The sequence below is a fragment of the Streptomyces sp. ICBB 8177 genome (genome assembly GCF_003144095.1).
Lineage (GTDB): Bacteria > Actinomycetota > Actinomycetes > Streptomycetales > Streptomycetaceae > Streptantibioticus_D.
The window spans coordinates 1,757,861-1,778,756 of sequence record NZ_NSKH01000018.1 but is presented as its reverse complement, the minus strand read 5'-3'; the positions used below and the strand labels follow the sequence as shown (position 1 = coordinate 1,778,756).

Here is a 20,896-nt window from a genome sequence, read left to right as displayed (position 1 = left end):
GTGGTTCCTCCGAGATGACGAATGGGTGGCCCCGTACGACCACCGTACGGTCCGGTCCCGCGCGATCCGCGCGGACCGTACACGGTATGCGAACGCCCCGGAGGCGCACGACGTGCCTCCGGGGCGTTGCGACAAGCGATTTAGCGCTTGCTGTACTGCGGGGCCTTACGGGCCTTCTTCAGACCGGCCTTCTTCCGCTCGATCTCGCGAGCGTCGCGGGTCAGGAAGCCGGCCTTCTTCAGCACCGGGCGGTTGTTGTCGACGTCGGCCTCGTTCAGCGAACGGGCGACGCCCAGGCGCAGCGCACCGGCCTGGCCGGAGATGCCGCCGCCGGAGATGCGGGCGATGACGTCGTAACGGCCGTCGAGCTCAAGGATCTTGAACGGCTCGTTGACTTCCTGCTGGTGCACCTTGTTGGGGAAGTACTCCTCAAGGGTGCGACCGTTGATCTTCCACTTGCCGGTGCCCGGGACGATGCGGACACGGGCGACCGAGCGCTTGCGGCGACCGGTGCCGGCGGCCGGCTGCGGGTCGCCGAAACGGCCGGCGAGCGACTCGGAGGTGTACTCCTGCGGGGCCTCGGCGGACTCGCTGGTGTACTCGGTGATCTCGCCGTCCTCGGCGATGGGGGCCTCAGGGGTGGTCTCAGCCACGATTCTCCTCAGATGCTTTCTGCTGGTAGCCGGTGGCCGGGACTAGCCCTGCGAAACCTGCGTGATCTCGAACGGAACGGGCTGCTGAGCGGCGTGCGGGTGCTCGGCGCCCGCGTAGACCTTCAGCTTCGAGAGCATCTGGCGGCCCAGGGTGTTCTTGGGGAGCATGCCCTTGACGGCCTTCTCGACGGCCTTCTCCGGGGACTTCTCCAGCAGCTCGTCGTAGCGGACGGACCGCAGACCACCCGGGTAGCCGGAGTGGCGGTAGGCCATCTTCTGGGTCCGCTTGTTGCCGGACAGGTGCACCTTGTCGGCGTTGATGATGATGACGAAGTCACCGGTGTCAACGTGAGGCGCGTACACCGGCTTGTGCTTGCCCCTCAGGAGGGACGCGGCCTGGGACGCCAGACGGCCCAGGACCACGTCCTGCGCGTCGATGACGTGCCACTGGCGCTGGACATCGCCGGGCTTGGGGCTGTACGTACGCACGGTCGTAGCCTTCGCTTCTTCAGTGAGTGGGGTCTCCCCAGGTCCGCGAGGACCGAGGGCGACGGGTCCTTACAAGGCCACCCGGACGATCACGACAGCCATGACGGCACACGGGTGACGCAACCCTTGTCCGTCGCTGGTCATCGGCCCGGTGGACCGGCGTAACGGCCTCTCACGTGAGAACGAGCAAGCCAATACGCATAACGAACTGGCAGAATACCCGCCTGCCACCGTACGGGTCAAAACGCGTCCGGAACCGGCCTACAGCGCCGCCCGCGAGCCCGCCGGACGCGGTGGTCCCGACGCGCCGCCCTGCTCGGGCACCAGCACCCGCCGGGCCCGGCCGCACCGCCAGGCCAGCAGCGCCGCAAGACCGCCCAGCATCGCCGCGTCCTTGAACGCGCGCCGGGTGTCGGGCAGCAGGAACGGCCAGTCGATCACCGGCACCTGCGGCACCAGCGCGATCCAGAACCACGCCTGCCGCGGCACCGAGCCCGGCACCACGGCCGACGCCAGCAGCACCGGCAGCACCACGAGGCTGTAGTGGTCGAAGGCGGGCCGGGAGACCAGGAAGGTGGCGAGCATCAGCATCGCGGCGGTCTCCACCAGCCGCAGCCGCTCCGCCACGCACGCCCGCCCGGCCCCCGACCACCAGCCCGGCACCCCGGGCCGCTCCCGGCCGACCCGGGCCAGGCCCGCGCCGCCGACCGAGCCGTTCCAGCGCCGCCAGGCGCACCACACGCCGAGCGCGGCGGCGCCTGCCGCGAGAGCCGCGGCGACGTCCACCGGCACGCCGATCCGCGGCAGCACGGCCACCAGCGAGGCGTCGAAGGGCCGGGCGAACGCGTCCTGCCCGTGCAGCAGGAACGGCAGGGTGCGGGTGAAGAAGAAGGTCGGATTGGGCATGACCAGCGCCGCGGGCAGCGAGAGCGCGACCGGCACGCCCACGGCGAGCGCGAGGGCGCGCGGGCGCCGGGCGAACAGGAACAGCAGCGCCAGCGGCACCAGCATCGGCTTGACCGCGACCGCGAACCCGATCACCACCCCGGCGGCCGACCAGCGCGAGCGGGACATCAGCAGCAGCGCCAGCGGCAGCGCGGCGGCGCTCGCGGCGGTCCAGTTGCCGAGCGCGACCAGGCTGCGGAACGGGGCGAAGAAGGCGAGGCCGCCCGCGACCAGCGTGGCCAGGCGGCTGCGCCAGGGCACGTCGAAGATCCGCAGGGCGAGGAACCACCCCGCAACCACCAGGCCCGCGGTGAGGGTGGGCACCAGGGGACGCAGCACCCAGTGCGGCAGCAGCGCCTCCGGCACGGCGGCCAGCACGCTGCTGGGCAGGTAGAGGAAGCGACGGTCGGAGTAGGGCGAGCCTCCGTGCAGGAAGCTGCCGGCGGCCTTGACCACGAAGGCGTTGTCGGAGCCGTCGGTCCCGCTGCGGCGGTAGACCTCGAAGACCGAGGCGAGCAGCAGGACGACGGCGGTGGCGCGCGCCTGCCAGGAGGCGCGTCTCACCAGCCAGCCCGTTATACCCAGTTCTTCCGATTTACCCCACGTCACACTTCGGATGCTAAGCGTGGCCGCCCGGGCCCGCACGCCGGTCGGGCTCCACGCGGTCGGCCGAGTGCCCGCACGCAGCCGGGCTACCTGCGGCGCTCCACCCGCCCCTCGTCCCACACCGGCCCCGGCGCCTCGCGCACCACGCCGTCGGCGCCGAAGACCAGGAAGCGGTCGAAGGAGCGGGCGAACCAGCGGTCGTGGGTGACCGCGAGCACCGTGCCCTCGTACGCCTCGAGACCGGCCTGGAGGGCGTCGGCGCTCTCCAGGTCGAGGTTGTCGGTGGGCTCGTCCAGCAGGAGCGCGGTGGAACCCGCCAGTTCCAGCAGCAGGATGCGGAAGCGGGCCTGCTGGCCGCCGGAGAGGGTGCCGTAGCGCTGGTCGCCCTGGCGTTCCAGCTCGTAGCGGCGCAGCGCGCTCATCGCCCGGCCCCGGTCGCGGGCGTGCTCGCTCCACAGGATGTCGACGAGGGTGCGGCCCTCGAAGTCCGGCGTGGCGTCGGTCTGCGCGAAGTGGCCGGCCACGACGCGGGCGCCGAGCCGCCAGCTGCCGGTGTGCGCGACCTCGCCGCCCGCCAGCAGGCGCAGGAAGTGCGACTTGCCGGAGCCGTTGGAGCCGAGGACGGCGACCCGCTCGCCGTAGAAGACCTCCAGGTCGAACGGCTTCATCAGGCCGGTCAGCTCCAGGCCCTCACAGGTGACGGCGCGCAGTCCGGTGCGGCCGCCGCGCAGCCGCATCCTGATGTCCTGTTCGCGCGGCGGCTCCTGCGGCGGTCCGGCCTCCTCGAACTTCGCCAGCCGGGTGACGGCCGCCTGGAGCCGGGAGGCCATGTCCGAGTTGAACGCGGCTTTCTGGCGGTACATCAGCACCAGCGCCTTCAGCTTGGCGTGCTGCTCGTCCCAGCGCCTGCGCAACTCCTCGAAGCGGGCGAAGCGTTCCCTGCGGGCCTGGTGGTACGTGGCGAAACCGCCGCCGTGCGTCCACACGTCGCTGCCCGCCGGGCCCGGCTCGACGCTCACGACGCGGTCGGCGACGCGGGCCAGCAGTTCCCGGTCGTGGCTGACGAACAGCACCGTCTTGCGGGTCGCCCGCAGCTGCTCCTCGAGCCAGCGCTTGCCGGGCACGTCCAGGTAGTTGTCGGGCTCGTCGAGCAGCAGGACCTGGTCGGTGCCGCGCAGCAGCGCCTCCAGCACCAGCCGCTTCTGCTCGCCGCCGGACAGGGTGCGCACCTCCCGCCACTGGGCCCGTTCGTAGGGCACGCCCAGCGCCGCCGTCGTGCACATGTCCCACAGCGTCTCGGCCTCGTAGCCACCGGCTTCCGCCCAGTCGGCGAGGGCCTGGGCGTAGGCGAGCTGGGCGGGTTCGTCGTCCTGCGCCATGATCTCCAGCTCGGCGGCGTCCACCGCCCGCGCGGCCTCGCGAAGGCGGCGGCGGGCGACGGAGACCAGCAGGTCGCGCACGGTGCGGTCGTCGCGCACCGAGCCGACGAACTGCGGCATCACGCCGAGCCCGCCGCTGACCGTCACCGAGCCGCCGTCCGGCGTCAGTTCCCCCGAGAGCAGCCGCAGCAGCGTGGTCTTGCCGGCCCCGTTCGCGCCCACCAGCGCGACGTGATCGCCTTCGCCGACCCGGAACGAGACGTCACCGAGCAGCACCCGGCCGTCCGGCAGGAGGTACTCCAGGTGTGCCGCTTCGAGGTGTCCCATGGCTGGATTCTCACCCCGCGCCCTTCGCCGCCCAACAGGTTTTCAGCGGTACGGGGAACGGCACGCGAACGGCCGGGAGAGCGCTGCGGGGTGGTCGTACGGGCCATGGAGGCGGCGTTGGGCCTCTAATAGGATTCGCGCCATGACGGATGGGCCGCAGCAGCCGAACTCGCCCCAGGGCACGCCCGGATCGCCGGAGCAGGCCCAGCCGCCGCAGGGTTCACCCGACGCCGGCGGGCAGCCCAGGCGGCCCAACCCCCGCCAGCCCACGCTGCCGTTCCGTGCCGTCGCCCCGCCCGCCGCGACCGGCGGCACGCCGCAGGCGCAGGACCCGCAGGCGCGACCCGACGCGCCCTCCCCCGCGTACGGCTACCCGCCCCGGCAGCAGGCCGGGCCCGGCTACGGCTACCCGCCCGCGCAGGCACCGCAGGGCTACGGCTACCCGCCCGCCCAGCCGTCCGGCTACGGCTTCCCGCCCGCCGACCCCGCCGCACCCCAGCAACCCGCCTGGTCGCCTCCCGCCGTCAACCTCGCGCAGAGCGGCTTGCCCCGGCAGCCGCAGGGGCCGGGCGGCGAGCCCGACTGGTCGGCGCTGGCGGAGCGCACCGAGGCGGAAGGACGGCGCCGCAAGGTGCTGTTCGCGGTCGGCGGGGTGCTGGCCGCCGCCCTGGTCGCCGGGATCGTGGCGACCGCCGTCGTCGTCACCGGCCACCACAGGCAGCCGGTCGCCGCCCCCGACACCGCGCCGGTCAGCGCCCAGCCGACCCCCAGCTTCTCCGACGTCACGCCGCCGCCCGCACCGGACCCGCTGGCCGTCCTGTCGGACCCGAAGAAGGACACCGCGCCGCTCACCCCTGACGGGCTCTTCCCCGGCACCCGACTCGTCATGGCCGGGCGGGCGTACGCGAAGGGCGCCACCGACTCCACGGCGGTGTGCGCCGACTACGCCGCCGCGGGCCTTGGCACCGTGCTGTCCGACGAGGGCTGCCGCAAGATGCTGCGTGCGACGTACGAACGCGGCGGCGTGGCGGTCACCGTGGGCGTGGCCGTCTTCGACACCAAGGCCGAGGCCGACAAGGCGAAGACGGACTTCACCGGCTACGTCGTGCCGCTGTCCGGCGCGGGCGTCCCCGCGTTCTGCCACGCCACCGCCTGCCACACGAGCGCCAACTCGGTCGGCCGGTACGCCTACTTCACCATCTCCGGCTTCACCAACGGCTCGGCGGTCACCTCGACGGACACCGCGGCGCGGCAGGCGGGCGACGACATCGCCTCCTTCGCCTTCAACCGCATCGTCCAACGGGGGAACGACGAGGCGCAGTCGGGAAGGGGCTAGGGGCCCCACGGCCGTTCGCCGGCCACCGGCCGGTGGGGGCTGGGCGCACAGTTCCCCGCGCCCCTTCCAGGTCCAGCGTGGCCCCATCCGGACGCTGACGCACCGTCAGCATCCGGGCAGCGTACGCCTGTTGCGGGCCGCCACCGCTCGGGCGGCCAGTTCCTCGTCCGCCGGGTAGCCGACCTCCTCCAGGGTCAGCCCGTGCGGCCGCACCACGTTGACCGCGGAGTGCCGCACCTTCCCGGCCAGCACCTCGCCGGGGAAGCCCACCGGCCGGTGCCCGTCGCCGACCAGCAGCATCGCGCCGACCAGCGCCCGCACCATGTTGTGGCAGAAGGCGTCGGCCCGCACGGTGGCCACCGCGAGCCCGTCCGCGTCCCGCTCCCATCCCAGCTCCAGCAGGGTGCGGATGGTGGTCGCGCCCTCGCGCTTCTTGCAGTACGCGGCGAAGTCGTGCTCCCCCAGCAGCAGCCGGGCCGCCTCGTTCATCAGGTCGACGTCCACCGGCCGGTCGTGCCAGAGCACGTGCCCGCGCAGCAGCGGATCGACGCCGCCGGGGTGGTCGCCGACCCGGTAGGCGTACCGCCGCCAGATCGCCGAGAAGCGGGCGTCGAACCCGGGGGGCGCCTCACTCACCCGCCACACACGCACGTCCCACGGCAGCCGTCCGGCGAGCCTGCGCAGCAGCCTGCCGCTCTCCCGGCCCCACACCTCGGCGGGCAGGTCGACGTGCGCGACCTGGCCGCGGGCGTGCACCCCGGCGTCGGTGCGTCCGGCCACCGTCAGCTCCACCGGCTCCGGCAGCCGCAGCACCGTGGTGATCGCCGACTCCAGCTCGCCCTGGACGGTCCGCCGGGTGCGCTGCCTGGCCCACCCGGAGAAGTCCTTGCCGTCATAGCTCAGGTCGAGCCGTACCCGTACCAGTGCGTCGCTCACGCGTAGATCCTCTCAAACACGCGGAACGGGCCCGCCCCCAGTGACCTGGGGTGCGGGCCCGCTCCCGGACGAGCCGTCAGGCTCAGGCGTCCTCGGACTCCTCGGCGGCCGGGGCCGCCGGAGCCTCGGTGGCCTCGGCCTTCTTGGCCTCGTCCTCCTTCACGGCGCGCTTGGTCGCGGCCTCGGCCTCACCGGTGGCCTGCTGGGCCACGGTCAGCGCCTCCACCAGCTCGATGACCGCCATCGGGGCGTTGTCGCCACGACGGGGACCGATCTTGGTGATACGGGTGTAGCCACCCGGACGGTTCTCGTACCGCGGGGCGATCTCCGAGAAGAGCGTGTAGACCACGTCCTTGTCGGTGATGTCGCGCAGCACCAGGCGACGGTTGTGGATGTCGCCCTTCTTCGCCTTGGTGATCAGCTTCTCGGCGTACGGACGCAGCCGGCGAGCCTTCGCCTCGGTGGTGGTGATGCGGCCGTGCTCGAAGAGCGACTTGGCGAGGTTCGCCAGGAGCAGCTTCTCGTGCGCGGCGCTGCCGCCCAGACGGGCGCCCTTGGTGGGCTTCGGCATGGTGTTTCTCCTTCAGTCTGCGCCGGCCGTACCAGGTACCGGCGACAGGACCCCGCAGGCGGCCGCCTGCGGGCAGTCTTCAAGGGGCAGGACTGCGCCCGCCACCAAAGGGGCGCGGGGAACTGCGCGACCAGCCGAAGCGGCCCCGCAGTCCCCCACGACCCGCGGAAGAACGGCGAGAGGAATCCCGCCGAACCCGCGGAGCGATCAGTACTGCTCGGTCTCGACGAACCCGGCGTCGTCGTCGTCCGCCCCGAAGGCGTCCGCCGCGGCGGTCGGGTCGAATCCGGGCGGGCTGTCCTTGAGCGCCAGGCCCATGCCGGCCAGCTTCGCCTTGACCTCGTCGATCGACTTCGCACCGAAGTTGCGGATGTCGAGCAGGTCCGCCTCGGAGCGGGCCACCAGCTCGCCCACCGAGTGGATGCCCTCGCGCTTGAGGCAGTTGTAGGAGCGGACGGTCAGCTCCAGCTCCTCGATCGGCAGCGCCAGGTCCGCGGCGAGCGCGGCGTCCGTCGGGGACGGGCCCATGTCGATGCCCTCGGCGTCGACGTTCAGCTCGCGGGCCAGGCCGAACAGCTCGACCAGGGTCTTGCCCGCCGACGCCATGGCGTCACGCGGCCGCATGGCCTGCTTGGTCTCGACGTCGACGATCAGCTTGTCGAAGTCGGTGCGCTGCTCGACACGGGTCGCCTCGACCTTGTAGGTGACCTTGAGCACCGGGCTGTAGATGGAGTCGACCGGGATGCGGCCGATCTCCTGGCCCTGCTGCTTGTTCTGCACGGCGGAGACGTAGCCGCGACCGCGCTCGACGGTCAGCTCCATCTCCAGCTTGCCCTTGCCGTTGAGGGTGGCGAGGACCAGGTCCGGGTTGTGCACCTCGACACCGGCCGGCGGCGCGATGTCCGCGGCGGTGACCAGGCCGGGGCCCTGCTTGCGCAGGTACATCACGACCGGCTCGTCGTGCTCCGAGGAGACGACCAGCTGCTTGATGTTGAGGATGAGGTCGGTGACGTCCTCCTTGACGCCCGGCACGGTGGTGAACTCGTGCAGGACACCGTCGATCCGGATCGACGTGACCGCCGCGCCGGGGATCGAGGACAGGAGGGTACGACGCAGGGAGTTGCCGAGCGTGTAGCCGAAGCCGGGCTCCAGCGGCTCGATCACGAACCGGGAGCGGTACTCGTCGACGACCTCTTCGGTCAGCGACGGACGCTGAGCGATCAGCATGTGTTCTCAGATCCTTCAGTCGAGGACGCCCGCTATTTGACGCCCGCTGTACTGACAAGGGTACGGGCGGTACGACCCGAAAGCGCCGTACCGCCCGCCCCCGACCGCCCCGAGGGGCGACCGGAGCCTTACTTGGAGTAAAGCTCGACGATCAGCTGCTCCTGCACCTGGGTGTCGATCACCTGGCGCTCGGGCAGCGAGTGGACGAGGATGCGGAGCTTGGCGGGGTTGGACTCCAGCCACGCCGGCACCGTCTTCTCGCCCGCCTCGGCGGCAGCGACCACGAACGGGGTCAGCTGACGCGAGGAGGAACGGACCTCCACGATGTCGTTCGGGGCGACCCGAGCCGACGGGATGTCCGTCTTGCGGCCGTTCACGGTGATGTGACCGTGACGGACCAGCTGACGGGCGTGGTCGCGGGACTTGGCGAAGCCGGCCCGGTAGACCACGTTGTCCAGACGGGACTCCAGGATGCGAAGAAGGTTCTCACCGGTCTTGCCGGACTTCTTGTTCGCCTCCTCGTAGTACCCGCGGAACTGCTTCTCCAGGACACCGTAGATGCGCGCGCACTTCTGCTTCTCGCGCTTCTGCATCAGGTACTCGCTGTCCTTGGTGCGCCCGCGTCCGTGCTCACCCGGGGGGTAAGGACGGATCTCGATCGGGCACTTCGCGCTCTCGCACTTGCTCCCCTTGAGGAAGAGCTTCTGCTTCTCCCGACGGCAACGCTTGCAGTCGGCCCCGGTGTAACGCGCCATTGTCTAGTTTTCTCCTACTTCAGCTGGTCAGACGCGGCGGCGCTTGGGCGGGCGGCAGCCGTTGTGCGGAGTCGGCGTGACGTCCTGGATCGAACCGACCTCCAGGCCGGTGGCCTGGAGCGAGCGGATCGCGGTCTCACGGCCGGAGCCGGGACCCTTGACGAACACGTCGACCTTGCGCATGCCGTGCTCCTGCGCCCGGCGGGCGGCCGACTCGGCGGCCATCTGCGCGGCGAACGGAGTGGACTTGCGCGAGCCCTTGAAGCCGACGTGGCCGGCCGAGGCCCAGGAGATCACGTTCCCGGTGGGGTCGGTGATCGAGACGATGGTGTTGTTGAACGTGCTCTTGATGTGAGCGTGCCCGTGGGCGACGTTCTTCTTCTCCTTGCGGCGCACCTTCTTGGCAGCGCCCTGACGACCCTTGGGGGGCATCCTTTAACTCCTGTGGGGAGGTGGTCGGTCCTACAGCGAAGACCGCTGACGAGCGTCCGCTGAGGACTACTTCTTGCCCGGCTTCTTCTTGCCGGCGATGGCGCGACGCGGGCCCTTGCGGGTGCGGGCGTTGGTGTGGGTGCGCTGACCGTGCACCGGCAGACCGCGGCGGTGCCGCAGACCCTGGTAGCAGCCGATCTCGACCTTGCGGCGGATGTCGGCCTGAACCTCACGGCGGAGGTCACCCTCGGTCGTGTAGTTCTCGTCGACCCACTTGCCGATCTTGACGAGGTCTTCCTCGGCCAGGTCGCGAACGCGGACGTCCGGGTTCACGCCGGTGTTCTTCAGCGTCTCCTGGGCACGGGTGCGACCGATGCCGAAGACGTAGGTCAGAGCGACCTCGACGCGCTTGTCGCGCGGGAGGTCCACCCCGGAAATGCGTGCCATGAAAACTGGCTCCTGTGACTGGTTCGGAGGTCTTCCGCAGCACCGTTCCCGTAAGACTCGTTCCAAGGCTTACGAGCCGGGTCCCCGGCCTCCACCGGGGGTGTCGTCCCCGCGCCGAGCGAGGGGTCGGGTGACTGCGTATGTACGTGTCGCTGCTTGCGTCGCGCGAAGTTCTGCGAGGTGCGGGTCGTGCGTCAGCCCTGGCGCTGCTTGTGGCGCAGGTTGTCGCAGATGACCATGACCCGGCCGTGACGGCGGATCACCTTGCACTTGTCGCAGATCTTCTTGACGCTCGGCTTGACCTTCATGGGATGAGGTTCTCCGGGTCGTGAGATCTACTCGTTGCTACTTGTAGCGGTAGACGATCCGTCCGCGCGTCAGGTCGTACGGAGACAGCTCCACCACGACCCGGTCATCGGGGAGGATGCGGATGTAGTGCATACGCATCTTGCCGCTGATGTGCGCGAGGACCTTGTGACCGTTCTGCAGCTCCACCTTGAACATCGCGTTCGGCAGAGACTCGATCACGGTGCCCTCGATTTCGATGGCGCCTTGCTTCTTGGCCATGTCCTGCTTTCGGGATCGGCTACCTTGGTGGCTCCCGGGCACCCGGCGGACCCGCCCTGAAAGAGGCAAGCCTGAGGACACACGTGAGCCGACGTGTCAGTCTACGTCAGCCCATCCGGAAAGACTAATCCGGGGTCGTCCCCCGCAGCCTGCCCCGGTTCCAAGATCGTTACGCGGGGGCACCGGGCGCCCGGCCCGGCGCGCTCCCGTCCTCACGCGCCCGCCGCGCACTCGGTCCAGCGGGTCGCCGCGGGCTCAGCCCAGCGGGTCCGGCGCCGCCTCGATGCCCATCTCGGCCAGCTTCGCCCGGCCGCCGTCCGGCGCGGTGAGCACCAGCGGTCCGCGCTCGGTCAGCGCGACGGAGTGCTCCCAGTGGCAGGCCCAGGTGCCGTCGTCGGTGAGCACCGTCCACTCGTCCTCCAGCACATGGGTGCGGGGGGTGCCCAGCGAGACCATCGGCTCGATCGCCAGGCACATGCCCGGCACCAGCTTGGGACCGCGGCCACGCTTGCGTGAGACGTAGTTCAGCAGGTGCGGGTCCATGTGCATCTGGGTGCCGATGCCGTGCCCGCCGTAGTCCTCGATGATCCCGTACTTGCCGGTCGCAGGACGCGGCTGGCGGCGGATGTAGTTCTCGATCGCCTTGGAGATGTCGACCAGCCGGTCCCCGTTGCGGAACGCGGCGATCCCCGCCCACATCGACTCCTCGGTGACCCGGCTCAGCTCGACCACCTCGGGCGCGTGCCCGGAGCCGACGAACGCGGTGAACGCCGCGTCGCCGTGCCAGCCGTCGACGATGGCGCCCGCGTCGATGGAGATGATGTCGCCGGACTTCAGCACGGTCTCCCGGTCCGGGATGCCGTGCACCACGACGTCGTTGACCGAGGTGCAGATGTTGCCGGGGAAGCCGCCGTAACCCAGGAAGTTCGGCTTGGCGCCGTGGTCGGCGATCACCTTCGCGGCGATCTCGTCCAGCTCCTTGGTGGACGTCCCCGGCTGCGCGGCCTCACCGCACGCCCGGTGGATCGCGGCGACGACCAGTCCCGCCTCGCGCATCTTCGCGATCTGCTCGGGGGTCTTGATCTCCACCATGGCGTTGCGCCTTCCCTGGTCTCGTGAGTGGTGCGGCACCGGGCCGGTTCCCACAAATGTACGGCCGCGGCGCCCCCAGGGGCACCGCGGCCGTCGTCGTACCGCCGGCACACGCGCGGCGAGCGGCCGCGGGCGGCGGGGTCAGACCGACTCGGCGGCGCCGAGCGCCTCCATCGCGCGACGGGTGACCTCGTCCACCGTGCCGAGCGCCGAGATCGTGACCACCAGGTCCTGCGCCTTGTAGTAGTCGATGATCGGCTCCGTCTCGCTGTGGTAGACCTCCAGCCGCACCCGCACCTTGTCCTCGGTGTCGTCGTCGCGCTGGTACAGCTCGCCGCCGCACACGTCGCAGACGCCCTCGGTCTTCGGCGGGTTGTAGCTCACGTGGTACACGTGGCCGCCGTCCTTGCGGCACAGCCGGCGGCCGGCGATCCGCTTGACGACCTCGTCCTCGGGGACCTCCAGGTCGAGCACGCCGTCCAGCGCGACGTCCTTCTCCCGCAGGTAGGCGTCGAGCGCCTCGGCCTGGCCGAGGTTGCGCGGGAAACCGTCCAGCAGGAAGCCCTCGGCGGCGTCCGCCTCCTCCAGCCGGTCCTTCGCCATCGCGATGGTGACCTCGTCCGGTACCAGCCGCCCGGAGCTGGTGTACTCCTGGGCCTTCCTGCCGAGAGCGGTGCCCTGGCTGATGTTGCTGCGGAAGAGATCCCCGGTGGAGATGTGCGGGATCGACAGGTTCTTGGCGAGGTACTGGGCCTGCGTGCCCTTACCAGCGCCAGGGGGCCCGACGAGGACGATTCTCATCAGCGGAGGAACCCTTCGTAGTTACGCTGCTGAAGCTGGCTCTCGATCTGCTTCACGGTCTCCAGACCGACGCCCACGATGATGAGAATGCTCGTGCCGCCGAACGGGAAGTTCTGGCTTCCGTTGAACAGCGCGATCGCCACCGTGGGCACAAGGGCGATCAGACCCAGGTACAGCGAACCCGGCCAGGTGATCCGGTTGAGCACGTAGCCCAGGTACTCCGCCGTGGGTCGTCCCGCCCGGATGCCCGGGATGAACCCACCATACTTCTTCATGTTGTCGGCAACTTCTTCGGGGTTGAAGGAAATGGCCACGTAGAAGAAGGCGAAGAAAACAATGAGCAGGAAGTACAGGGCGAGGTAGACCGGGTGGTCACCCTTGGTGAGATTCGTGCTGATCCACTGGGCCCATCCGGACGTGGTGTTACCGCTGAACTGCACGATCAGCGCCGGAATGTAGAGCAGCGACGACGCGAAGATGACGGGAATCACACCCGCCTGGTTGACCTTGAGCGGGATGTACGTCGAGGTCCCGCCGTAGGAACGGCGGCCGATCATGCGCTTCGCGTACTGCACCGGCACCCTGCGCTGCGCCTGCTCGACGAAGACGACCAGGCAGACGATGGCCAGGCCGACGACGATCACGCCGAAGAACTCGCCCCAGCCGCCGAGGATCTTGCCCGACTGCTTGATCGCCCACAGCGAGCCGGGGAAGCCGGCCGCGATCGAGGTGAACATCAGGATCGACATGCCGTTGCCGATGCCGCGGTCGGTGATCAGCTCGCCCAGCCACATGATCATCACGGTGCCGGCGGTCATGGTGATCACCATGACGGCGGTGCGGAAGATCGAGGTGTCCGGGATGATCTGGTTGCCGACCTGGCAGGTGCGGAAGAGCGTGCCGCTCTGGGCGGTGGCCACCAGGCCGGTGCCCTGGAGGATGGCGAGCGCCAGCGTCAGGTACCGGGTGTACTGGGTGATCTTCGTGGTGCCGGCCTGGCCCTCCTTCTTGAGGGCCTCCAGGCGTGGGATGACCACGGTGAGCAGCTGGAGGATGATGCTCGCCGTGATGTACGGCATGATGCCGAGCGCGAAGATCGTCAGCTGGAGCAGCGCGCCGCCGCTGAACATGTTGATCATGCCGAAGAGGCCGCCGTTGCCGCCGGCTTCCTTGATGCACTGGTTGACGTTCGCGTAGTCCACGCCGGGGATCGGCACGGTGGCGCCGAGCCGGAACAGCACCAGGATGCCCAAGGTGAACAGCAGCTTCTTGCGCAGGTCGGGCGTCCTGAACGCCCGGGCGAACGCGGTGAGCACGGTGCCTCCTGCGCCCCCCGCGGCGCCGCGCGGAAGGGTCGGTCGTGAGGGTGGCTGGTTATACGGTCCTCGCCACCTTACCGGCGACGGAGTACCCCTAGGAATGACCAACCGGGGATGCCCCGAATCTGGGACACCCCCGGTAGGCCGTACTACAGGTCAACGAGCCTTACAGCAGCTCGGTGACGGTGCCGCCGGCAGCGGCGATCTTCTCCTTGGCGGAGCCGGAGACGGCGTCGACCGTCACCGTCAGCGCCACCGAGACCTCGCCGGAGCCGAGCACCTTGACGAGCTCGTTCTTGCGAACGGCGCCCTTGGCGACCAGGTCGGCCACCGTGACCTCGCCACCCTGCGGGTAGAGCTCGGCCAGCTTGTCCAGGTTGACGACCTGGAACTGCTTGTGGGCGGGGTTCTTGAAGCCCTTCAGCTTCGGGAGGCGCATATGGAGGGGCATCTGCCCGCCCTCGAAGCGCTCCGGAACCTGGTAGCGGGCCTTCGTGCCCTTGGTACCACGACCGGCCGTCTTGCCCTTCGACGCCTCACCACGACCCACGCGGGTCTTGGCGGTCTTGGCGCCGGGAGCCGGACGGAGGTTGTGGACCTTCAGCGGCTTGGATTCCTGCGACATGTCAGTCCACCTCCTCGACCGTGACGAGGTGACGCACGGTGTGCGCCATGCCGCGGATCTCCGGGCGGTCCTCCTTGACGACCACGTCGTGCAGGCGCTTGAGCCCGAGCGAACGCAGGGTGTCACGGTGGTTCTGCTTGCTACCGATGTAGGACTTGGTCTGCGTGATCTTCAGACGGGCCATGATCAGACACCCGCCCCTGCACGCGCCCGCAGCAGAGCGGCGGGAGCCACGTCCTCCAGCGGCAGACCGCGGCGGGCGGCGATCTCCTCGGGCCGCTGAAGGCCCTGGAGCGCGGCCACCGTGGCGTGCACGATGTTGATCGGGTTCGACGAACCGAGCGACTTGCTGAGGACGTCGTGGATGCCGGCGCACTCGAGCACGGCGCGCACCGGGCCACCGGCGATCACACCGGTACCGGGGGACGCCGGCTTGAGCAGCACGACACCGGCCGCCTTCTCGCCCTGGATCGGGTGCGGGATGGTGCCCTGGATACGGGGGACGCGGAAGAAGTGCTTCTTGGCCTCCTCGACACCCTTGGCGATGGCGGCCGGCACCTCCTTCGCCTTGCCGTAGCCGACACCGACCTGACCGTCACCGTCGCCCACCACGACCAGCGCGGTGAAGCTGAAACGACGACCACCCTTGACAACCTTGGCGACGCGGTTGATCGCGACGACGCGCTCGACGTACGCGGTCTTCTCAGCCGCGGCGCCGCCGTCGCGCCGGTCCTTCCGGTCCCGCCGCTCGCCGCCACCGGCACCGCTTCCGCGGCGCTGGGGTCCAGCCATTGGAATTACCTCTCTTCGTTGCTTCCGCTAGCTACGGAGCGGCTCAGAACTTGAGCCCGGCCTCGCGGGCGGCGTCGGCCAGCGCGGCGATGCGACCGGCGTACCGGTTGCCACCGCGGTCGAACACGACCGCCTCGATGCCCGCGGCCTTCGCACGCTCGGCCACGAGCGCGCCGACCAGCTTCGCCTTGGCGCTCTTGTCGCCCTCGCCACCACGGATGGAGGCGTCCAGCGTGGAGGCCGAGGCGAGCGTGTGACCCGCGTTGTCGTCGATGACCTGCGCGACGATGCCCCGGTTGGACCGGGTCACCACGAGGCGCGGACGCTCGACGGAACCGTGCACGTGCTTGCGCACGCGGATGTGGCGGCGCTTGCGCGCGGCGCCCTTGTACGCGTTGCCCTTGGCAATCTTGACACCGTATGCCATGGCTTACTTACCAGCCTTTCCGACCTTGCGGCGGATGACCTCGCCCGCGTACTTCACGCCCTTGGCCTTGTAGGGGTCGGGCTTGCGCAGCTTGCGGATGTTCGCGGCGACCTCGCCGACCTTCTGCTTGTCGATGCCCTCGACGCTGAGCTTGGTGGGCGACTCGACCTTGAAGGAGATGCCCTCGGGGGCCTCGACGAGGATCGGGTGGCTGTACCCCAGGGAGAACTCCAGGTTGGAGCCCTTCGCCTGGACGCGGTAACCGACACCGCTGATTTCGAGCGCCTTGCTGTAGCCCGCGGTCACGCCGGTGATCATGTTCGCCACCAGCGTGCGCGACAGGCCGTGCAGGGCCTTCGACTGACGCTCATCATTCGGGCGGGACACCACGAGGGTGCCGTCCTCGCCCTTGGCGATCTCGATGGGCGCGGCCACGGTGTGGGAGAGGGAGCCCTTGGGACCCTTCACCTGGACCGTGCGGCCATCGATGGTGACGTCCACGCCGGCGGGAACCGGGATGGGCAGCCGTCCAATACGCGACATGGCTAAACCTCCGTTTCCCGAGTTACCAGACGTAAGCGAGGACTTCCCCGCCTACGCCCTTCTTGGCGGCCTGCTGGCCGGTGAGCAGACCCTGCGACGTGGAGATGATCGCCACGCCCAGGCCGCCGAGCACCTTCGGCAGGTTGGTGGACTTTGCGTAGACCCGCAGACCCGGCTTGCTGATCCGCTTGATGCCGGCGATCGAGCGCTCGCGGTTCGGGCCGAACTTCAGGTCGAGGATGAGGTTCTTGCCGACCTCGGCGTCCTCGACCTTCCAGCCGGTGATGTAGCCCTCCTGCTGGAGGATCTCCGCGATGTGCGACTTGATCTTGCTGAACGGCATCACGACGTCGTCGTGGTAGGCCGAGTTCGCGTTCCGCAGACGCGTGAGCATGTCTGCGATGGGGTCGGTCATGGTCATGATGGCCTGTGGCCTCTCTCGCCGCGGTTTCCTGTATGCGCGTCCCTCTCCCCCAGCCAACTGCTGGGGACGGGTGGGCGCGGGGACCTTCGGCGTAGTAAGACGGTCATGGGCGGCGGGCGCCCAACCCCTCTACCTTACGGCAGTACGGGCGGGGCGCTCGCCATCCATTTGCTTACCGAGAGCCCTGGCGTCCCAACGAGGGGACTACCAGGAGCTCTTGGTCACGCCCGGCAGCTCGCCGCGGTGAGCCATCTCACGAAGGCACACGCGGCACAGGCCGAACTTGCGGTAGACGGAGTGCGGACGACCGCAGCGCTGGCAGCGGGTGTACGCGCGCACGCCGAACTTGGGCTTGCGAGCGGCCTTGGCAATGAGAGCCTTCTTCGCCACGGCTCACGCCTCCTTGAACGGGAAGCCGAGGTGACGCAGCAGGGCACGGCCCTCGTCGTCGTTGGTCGCCGTGGTGACCACGGTGATGTCCATACCCCGGACGCGGTCGATCTTGTCCTGGTCGATCTCGTGGAACATGACCTGCTCCGTGAGACCGAAGGTGTAGTTGCCCCGGCCGTCGAACTGCTTCGGCGACAGACCGCGGAAGTCGCGGATACGCGGGAGCGCGAGCGACAGCAGGCGGTCCAGGAACTCCCACATGCGGTCACCGCGGAGGGTGACGTGGGCACCGATCGGCTGACCCTCACGCAGCTTGAACTGCGCGATGGACTTGCGGGCCTTGGTGACGGCCGGCTTCTGACCGGTGATCGTGGCGAGGTCGCGGATGGCGCCCTCGATCAGCTTGGAGTCGCGGGCGGCGTCGCCCACACCCATGTTGACCACGATCTTGGTGAGACCCGGGATCTGCATGACGTTCTCGTAGTTGAACTCGTCACGCATCTTGCCCGCGATCTCGTCGCGGTAGCGCTGCTTCAGGCGCGGGGACGTAGCAGTGGTGGCAGTCATCAGATGTCCTCACCGGTCCGCTTGGCAACGCGGATCTTGTTGCCGTCCTCGTCGAAGCGGAAGCCGACGCGGGTGACGACCTTCTTGCCGTCCTTCTCCACGACGAGCTGCACGTTGCTGACGTGGATGGGGGCCTCGGTGGTCACGATGCCGCCGGTCTTCGACCCACGCGCGGTCTGGCCGACCTTGGTGTGCTTCTTGACCCGGTTGACACCCTCGACCAGGACACGGTCCTCGCGGGGGAAGGCCTGGATGACCTTGCCCTGCTTGCCCTTGTCCTTGCCGGTGATGACCTGGACCAGGTCGCCCTTCTTGATCTTCATCGGTTACAGCACCTCCGGCGCGAGAGAAACGATCTTCATGAACCGCTTCTCACGCAGCTCGCGCCCGACGGGCCCGAAGATACGGGTGCCGCGGGGGTCACCGTCGTTCTTGAGGATGACCGCGGCGTTCTCGTCGAACCGGATGTACGAGCCGTCGGGACGGCGCCGCTCCTTGACGGTGCGGACGATGACCGCCTTGACGACCTCGCCCTTCTTCACGTTGCCACCGGGGATCGCGTCCTTGACGGTGGCGACGATGACGTCACCGATTCCCGCGTAGCGGCGACCGGAGCCACCGAGAACACGGATGCAAAGGATCTCCTTGGCACCAGTGTTGTCGGCGACACGCAGTCGCGACTCCTGCTGGATCACGTCTATCTCCTGATTGTCGCGTCGGTTCCCGGTGCGGGGGCCGCTTGCGCGGCCCCCGACCGAGCCTGACGGAACGGTCCTGAGGGAGGCCCCTCAGGGATTACTTGGCCTTCTCGAGGATCTCGACGACGCGCCAGCGCTTGGTCGCGGACAGCGGCCGGGTCTCCATCAGGAGGACGCGGTCACCGATACCGGCGGCGTTCTGCTCGTCGTGCGCCTTGAGCTTGTTGGTACGGCGGATGACCTTGCCGTACAGCGCGTGCTTGACGCGGTCCTCAACGGCGACGACGACGGTCTTGTCCATCTTGTCGCTGACGACAAGGCCCTCGCGGGTCTTGCGGAAGCCGCGGTCGTTCGTCTCAGTCACATTCTTCTCGCTCATCAGGCGCTCTCCACCGTCTCGATGCCGAGCTCACGCTCACGCATGAGGGTGTAGATCCGGGCGATGTCCTTGCGGACAACCTTGAGACGGGTGTTGTTCTCGAGCTGTCCCGTGGCCGCCTGGAAGCGGAGGTTGAACAGCTCCTCCTTCGCCTCACGGAGCTTGCCGAGGAGATCCTCGTTGTTCAGCTCGCGCAGCTCGGACGCCTTGGTACCGGCCGCCATCACGACTCACCTGCCTCGCGCCGGACGATCCGGCACTTCATCGGAAGCTTGTGGGCGGCGCGGGTCAGCGCCTCCTTCGCAACCTTCTCGTTCGGGAAAGACAGCTCGAACATCACCCGACCGGGCTTGACGTTCGCGACCCACCACTCGGGAGAGCCCTTACCGGAACCCATGCGGGTCTCGGCCGGCTTCTTGGTCAGCGGACGGTCCGGGTAGATGTTGATCCACACCTTGCCGCCACGGCGGATGTGACGGGTGATGGCGATACGAGCGGACTCGATCTGCCGGTTCGTCACGTAGGCCGGGGTGACGGCCTGGATGCCGTACTCACCGAACGCCAGCTCGGTGCCGCCCTTGGCCATGCCGTCGCGCTTCGGGTGGTGCTGCTTGCGGTGCTTGACCCTACGGGGGATCAGCATGGGGGTCAGGCCTCCGTTCCGGTGGTCTCCGGGGCCGGGGCCTCAGCGGCGGCGGGAGCCTCGGCCTTGGGAGCCTGGGCCTCACCGGACTGCTGCGGCCTGCGGCCACGGCCGCCGCGCTCGCCACCGCGGCGCTGCGGACGGTCACTGCCACCGGGACCGCGCGACGGGCGGTTGCCCGCGCGGGCGGCGGCGCCTTCGGCGCGGACCTCGGCGATGTTCTTCACGTCGCCCTTGTAGATCCACACCTTCACGCCGATGCGGCCGAAGGTGGTCTTGGCCTCGAAGAAGCCGTAGTCCACGTTGGCCCGCAGCGTGTGCAGCGGAACCCGGCCCTCGCGGTAGAACTCCGAGCGGGACATCTCGGCGCCGCCGAGACGGCCACCGCACTGGATCTTGATGCCCTTGGCGCCGGCCTTCATGGTGCCCTGCATGCTCTTGCGCATGGCACGGCGGAAGGAGACGCGGGAGGCCAGCTGCTCGGCGACGGCCTGGGCCACCAGCTGAGCGTCGGTCTCCGGGTTCTTGACCTCGAGGATGTTCAGCTGGACCTGCTTGCCGGTCAGCTTCTCCAGGTCGCCGCGGATGCGGTCGGCCTCCGCGCCGCGACGGCCGATGACGATGCCCGGCCGGGCGGTGTGGATGTCGACGCGGACGCGGTCACGGGTGCGCTCGATCTCCACCTTGGAGATGCCGGCCCGCTCCATGCCCTGCGTCATCATCCGGCGGATGGCGACGTCTTCCTTGACGTAGTCCTTGTACAGCTTGTCGGCGTACCAACGGGACTTGAAGTCCGTGGTGATGCCGAGCCGGAACCCGTGCGGGTTAACCTTCTGGCCCATTACCGGGTCCCTTCCTTGCTGGCGACGACCACGGTGATGTGGCTGGTCCGCTTACGGATCCGGTAGGCACGGCCCTGGGCGCGCGGCCGGAACCGCTTCAGGGTCGGACCCTCGTCCACGTACGCCTCGCTGATGTACAGCGAACCGGCGTCGGTGTGGTCGTAGTTGTGCGCGGCGTTGGCGATGGCGCTGTCCAGCACCTTGCCCACCGGCACGCTCGCGGCCTGCGGAGCGAATCGCAGGACCGCCTGAGCCTCCGTGGCGTTCATGCCACGGATGAGGTCCACCACCCGGCGGGCCTTCATGGGCGTGACGCGGATGTACCGCGCCTGGGCCCTGGCTTCCATGGTTGTCCCTTCGGTGTCAGTCATTGGTCTTCGCTATCTCCGCAGATCAGCGACGACGCGACTTGCGGTCGTCCTTCTCGTGGCCGCGGAAGGTGCGGGTCGGCGCGAACTCGCCGAGCTTGTGGCCGACCATCGACTCGGTGACGAACACCGGGACGTGCTTGCGGCCGTCGTGCACCGCGATCGTGTGGCCCAGCATGGCCGGGACGATCATCGAGCGGCGGGACCAGGTCTTGATGACGTTCTTGGTGCCGGCTTCGTTCTGGACATCCACCTTCTTGATGAGGTGGTCGTCGACGAAGGGCCCCTTCTTGAGACTGCGCGGCATCTAAACCCG

At 69.2% G+C, this 20,896-nt stretch carries 32 protein-coding genes; 1 reads left to right on the top strand and 31 read right to left on the bottom strand.

Annotated elements, in window-relative coordinates; translation table 11 throughout:
- Positions 1–140 precede the first annotated feature (140 nt).
- From rpsI to CK485_RS16525, 4 genes are all read right to left on the bottom strand, one after another.
- Positions 141–653: a 30S ribosomal protein S9 gene (gene rpsI, locus CK485_RS16540; RefSeq protein ID WP_109451351.1), complete on the bottom strand. Its 513-nt coding sequence runs from the start codon at positions 651–653 to the stop codon at positions 141–143.
- A 42-nt stretch (positions 654–695) separates the two neighbouring features.
- On the bottom strand, positions 696–1,142 hold the full coding sequence (gene rplM / locus CK485_RS16535; RefSeq protein ID WP_109451349.1) for a 50S ribosomal protein L13: 447 nt from the start codon (positions 1,140–1,142) through the stop codon (positions 696–698).
- 261 nt (positions 1,143–1,403) lie between these two features.
- The gene (locus tag CK485_RS16530) at positions 1,404–2,651 is read right to left on the bottom strand and encodes a glycosyltransferase family 87 protein (RefSeq protein WP_342673479.1); all 1,248 of its coding nucleotides are present in this window, start codon (positions 2,649–2,651) and stop codon (positions 1,404–1,406) included.
- A gap of 128 nt (positions 2,652–2,779) precedes the next feature.
- Positions 2,780–4,399, bottom strand: coding sequence for an ATP-binding cassette domain-containing protein (locus tag CK485_RS16525; protein ID WP_109451345.1), 1,620 nt, complete (start codon positions 4,397–4,399; stop codon positions 2,780–2,782).
- Between the two features lie 142 nt (positions 4,400–4,541).
- On the opposite strand from CK485_RS16525, the gene CK485_RS16520 reads away from it, so the two are divergent.
- Positions 4,542–5,735 carry a hypothetical protein gene (locus CK485_RS16520; protein ID WP_241968369.1) on the top strand — a complete coding sequence of 398 codons (1,194 nt, stop codon included), beginning with the start codon at positions 4,542–4,544 and terminating at the stop codon, positions 5,733–5,735.
- A 105-nt stretch (positions 5,736–5,840) separates the two neighbouring features.
- Here the strand turns inward: CK485_RS16520 and truA are convergent, their stop codons facing one another.
- From truA to rpsS, 27 genes are all read right to left on the bottom strand, one after another.
- The gene (gene truA / locus CK485_RS16515; RefSeq protein WP_109451343.1) at positions 5,841–6,671 is read right to left on the bottom strand and encodes a tRNA pseudouridine(38-40) synthase TruA; all 831 of its coding nucleotides are present in this window, start codon (positions 6,669–6,671) and stop codon (positions 5,841–5,843) included.
- An 82-nt stretch (positions 6,672–6,753) separates the two neighbouring features.
- On the bottom strand, positions 6,754–7,242 hold the full coding sequence (gene rplQ / locus CK485_RS16510; protein WP_109451341.1) for a 50S ribosomal protein L17: 489 nt from the start codon (positions 7,240–7,242) through the stop codon (positions 6,754–6,756).
- 207 nt (positions 7,243–7,449) lie between these two features.
- A complete protein-coding gene (locus CK485_RS16505) occupies positions 7,450–8,469 on the bottom strand; it encodes a DNA-directed RNA polymerase subunit alpha (RefSeq protein ID WP_109451339.1) in 1,020 nt (339 codons plus the stop codon).
- A gap of 128 nt (positions 8,470–8,597) precedes the next feature.
- Positions 8,598–9,224, bottom strand: coding sequence for a 30S ribosomal protein S4 (rpsD, locus tag CK485_RS16500; RefSeq protein ID WP_109451337.1), 627 nt, complete (start codon positions 9,222–9,224; stop codon positions 8,598–8,600).
- Between the two features lie 27 nt (positions 9,225–9,251).
- A complete protein-coding gene (gene rpsK / locus CK485_RS16495; protein ID WP_003948617.1) occupies positions 9,252–9,656 on the bottom strand; it encodes a 30S ribosomal protein S11 in 405 nt (134 codons plus the stop codon).
- Between the two features lie 66 nt (positions 9,657–9,722).
- On the bottom strand, positions 9,723–10,103 hold the full coding sequence (rpsM, locus tag CK485_RS16490; protein WP_109451335.1) for a 30S ribosomal protein S13: 381 nt from the start codon (positions 10,101–10,103) through the stop codon (positions 9,723–9,725).
- A 194-nt stretch (positions 10,104–10,297) separates the two neighbouring features.
- Positions 10,298–10,411: a 50S ribosomal protein L36 gene (gene rpmJ, locus CK485_RS16485; protein ID WP_003956441.1), complete on the bottom strand. Its 114-nt coding sequence runs from the start codon at positions 10,409–10,411 to the stop codon at positions 10,298–10,300.
- A gap of 37 nt (positions 10,412–10,448) precedes the next feature.
- Entirely contained in the window at positions 10,449–10,670 is a 222-nt protein-coding gene (gene infA / locus CK485_RS16480) for a translation initiation factor IF-1 (RefSeq protein ID WP_003956442.1), read from the bottom strand.
- Between the two features lie 255 nt (positions 10,671–10,925).
- Complete coding sequence (map, locus tag CK485_RS16475) at positions 10,926–11,762, bottom strand: type I methionyl aminopeptidase (RefSeq protein ID WP_109451333.1); 837 nt, start codon at positions 11,760–11,762, stop codon at positions 10,926–10,928.
- 141 nt (positions 11,763–11,903) lie between these two features.
- The gene (locus tag CK485_RS16470; RefSeq protein ID WP_109451331.1) at positions 11,904–12,563 is read right to left on the bottom strand and encodes an adenylate kinase; all 660 of its coding nucleotides are present in this window, start codon (positions 12,561–12,563) and stop codon (positions 11,904–11,906) included.
- Positions 12,563–13,879, bottom strand: a complete 1,317-nt coding sequence (gene secY / locus CK485_RS16465) for a preprotein translocase subunit SecY (protein ID WP_109451329.1) — start codon at positions 13,877–13,879, stop codon at positions 12,563–12,565. The genes CK485_RS16470 and secY overlap by 1 nt, the downstream gene beginning before the upstream one ends.
- A 169-nt stretch (positions 13,880–14,048) precedes the next feature.
- Positions 14,049–14,507 carry a 50S ribosomal protein L15 gene (gene rplO, locus CK485_RS16460; protein ID WP_109451327.1) on the bottom strand — a complete coding sequence of 153 codons (459 nt, stop codon included), beginning with the start codon at positions 14,505–14,507 and terminating at the stop codon, positions 14,049–14,051.
- Between the two features lies 1 nt (position 14,508).
- A complete protein-coding gene (rpmD, locus tag CK485_RS16455) occupies positions 14,509–14,691 on the bottom strand; it encodes a 50S ribosomal protein L30 (protein WP_109451325.1) in 183 nt (60 codons plus the stop codon).
- Between the two features lie 2 nt (positions 14,692–14,693).
- Positions 14,694–15,299, bottom strand: a complete 606-nt coding sequence (rpsE, locus tag CK485_RS16450) for a 30S ribosomal protein S5 (RefSeq protein ID WP_109451323.1) — start codon at positions 15,297–15,299, stop codon at positions 14,694–14,696.
- Positions 15,300–15,342: 43 nt separating this feature from the next.
- Positions 15,343–15,726, bottom strand: coding sequence for a 50S ribosomal protein L18 (gene rplR, locus CK485_RS16445; protein WP_109451321.1), 384 nt, complete (start codon positions 15,724–15,726; stop codon positions 15,343–15,345).
- 3 nt (positions 15,727–15,729) lie between these two features.
- Positions 15,730–16,269, bottom strand: coding sequence for a 50S ribosomal protein L6 (gene rplF, locus CK485_RS16440; RefSeq protein WP_109451319.1), 540 nt, complete (start codon positions 16,267–16,269; stop codon positions 15,730–15,732).
- A 22-nt stretch (positions 16,270–16,291) separates the two neighbouring features.
- The gene (rpsH, locus tag CK485_RS16435; RefSeq protein ID WP_109451317.1) at positions 16,292–16,690 is read right to left on the bottom strand and encodes a 30S ribosomal protein S8; all 399 of its coding nucleotides are present in this window, start codon (positions 16,688–16,690) and stop codon (positions 16,292–16,294) included.
- Between the two features lie 207 nt (positions 16,691–16,897).
- A complete protein-coding gene (locus tag CK485_RS16425) occupies positions 16,898–17,083 on the bottom strand; it encodes a type Z 30S ribosomal protein S14 (protein ID WP_003956452.1) in 186 nt (61 codons plus the stop codon).
- A 3-nt stretch (positions 17,084–17,086) separates the two neighbouring features.
- A complete protein-coding gene (rplE, locus tag CK485_RS16420; protein ID WP_109451315.1) occupies positions 17,087–17,650 on the bottom strand; it encodes a 50S ribosomal protein L5 in 564 nt (187 codons plus the stop codon).
- Positions 17,650–17,973, bottom strand: a complete 324-nt coding sequence (gene rplX, locus CK485_RS16415) for a 50S ribosomal protein L24 (protein ID WP_109451313.1) — start codon at positions 17,971–17,973, stop codon at positions 17,650–17,652. Before rplX ends, rplE begins: the two co-directional genes overlap by 1 nt.
- Positions 17,974–17,976: 3 nt before the next feature.
- Entirely contained in the window at positions 17,977–18,345 is a 369-nt protein-coding gene (rplN, locus tag CK485_RS16410; protein WP_109451312.1) for a 50S ribosomal protein L14, read from the bottom strand.
- Between the two features lie 100 nt (positions 18,346–18,445).
- Positions 18,446–18,727, bottom strand: a complete 282-nt coding sequence (gene rpsQ / locus CK485_RS16405) for a 30S ribosomal protein S17 (protein ID WP_055470927.1) — start codon at positions 18,725–18,727, stop codon at positions 18,446–18,448.
- Positions 18,727–18,951 (bottom strand): 50S ribosomal protein L29, encoded by a 225-nt coding sequence (rpmC, locus tag CK485_RS16400; protein WP_109451309.1) that lies wholly within the window; start codon positions 18,949–18,951, stop codon positions 18,727–18,729. The genes rpsQ and rpmC overlap by 1 nt, the downstream gene beginning before the upstream one ends.
- Positions 18,951–19,370 (bottom strand): 50S ribosomal protein L16, encoded by a 420-nt coding sequence (rplP, locus tag CK485_RS16395; protein ID WP_109451307.1) that lies wholly within the window; start codon positions 19,368–19,370, stop codon positions 18,951–18,953. Before rplP ends, rpmC begins: the two co-directional genes overlap by 1 nt.
- Positions 19,371–19,375: 5 nt before the next feature.
- Positions 19,376–20,212, bottom strand: coding sequence for a 30S ribosomal protein S3 (rpsC, locus tag CK485_RS16390; protein WP_109451305.1), 837 nt, complete (start codon positions 20,210–20,212; stop codon positions 19,376–19,378).
- Positions 20,212–20,559 (bottom strand): 50S ribosomal protein L22, encoded by a 348-nt coding sequence (gene rplV, locus CK485_RS16385; RefSeq protein WP_109451303.1) that lies wholly within the window; start codon positions 20,557–20,559, stop codon positions 20,212–20,214. The genes rpsC and rplV overlap by 1 nt, the downstream gene beginning before the upstream one ends.
- A 46-nt stretch (positions 20,560–20,605) precedes the next feature.
- Entirely contained in the window at positions 20,606–20,887 is a 282-nt protein-coding gene (gene rpsS / locus CK485_RS16380) for a 30S ribosomal protein S19 (RefSeq protein WP_014178772.1), read from the bottom strand.
- Positions 20,888–20,896 lie beyond the last annotated feature (9 nt).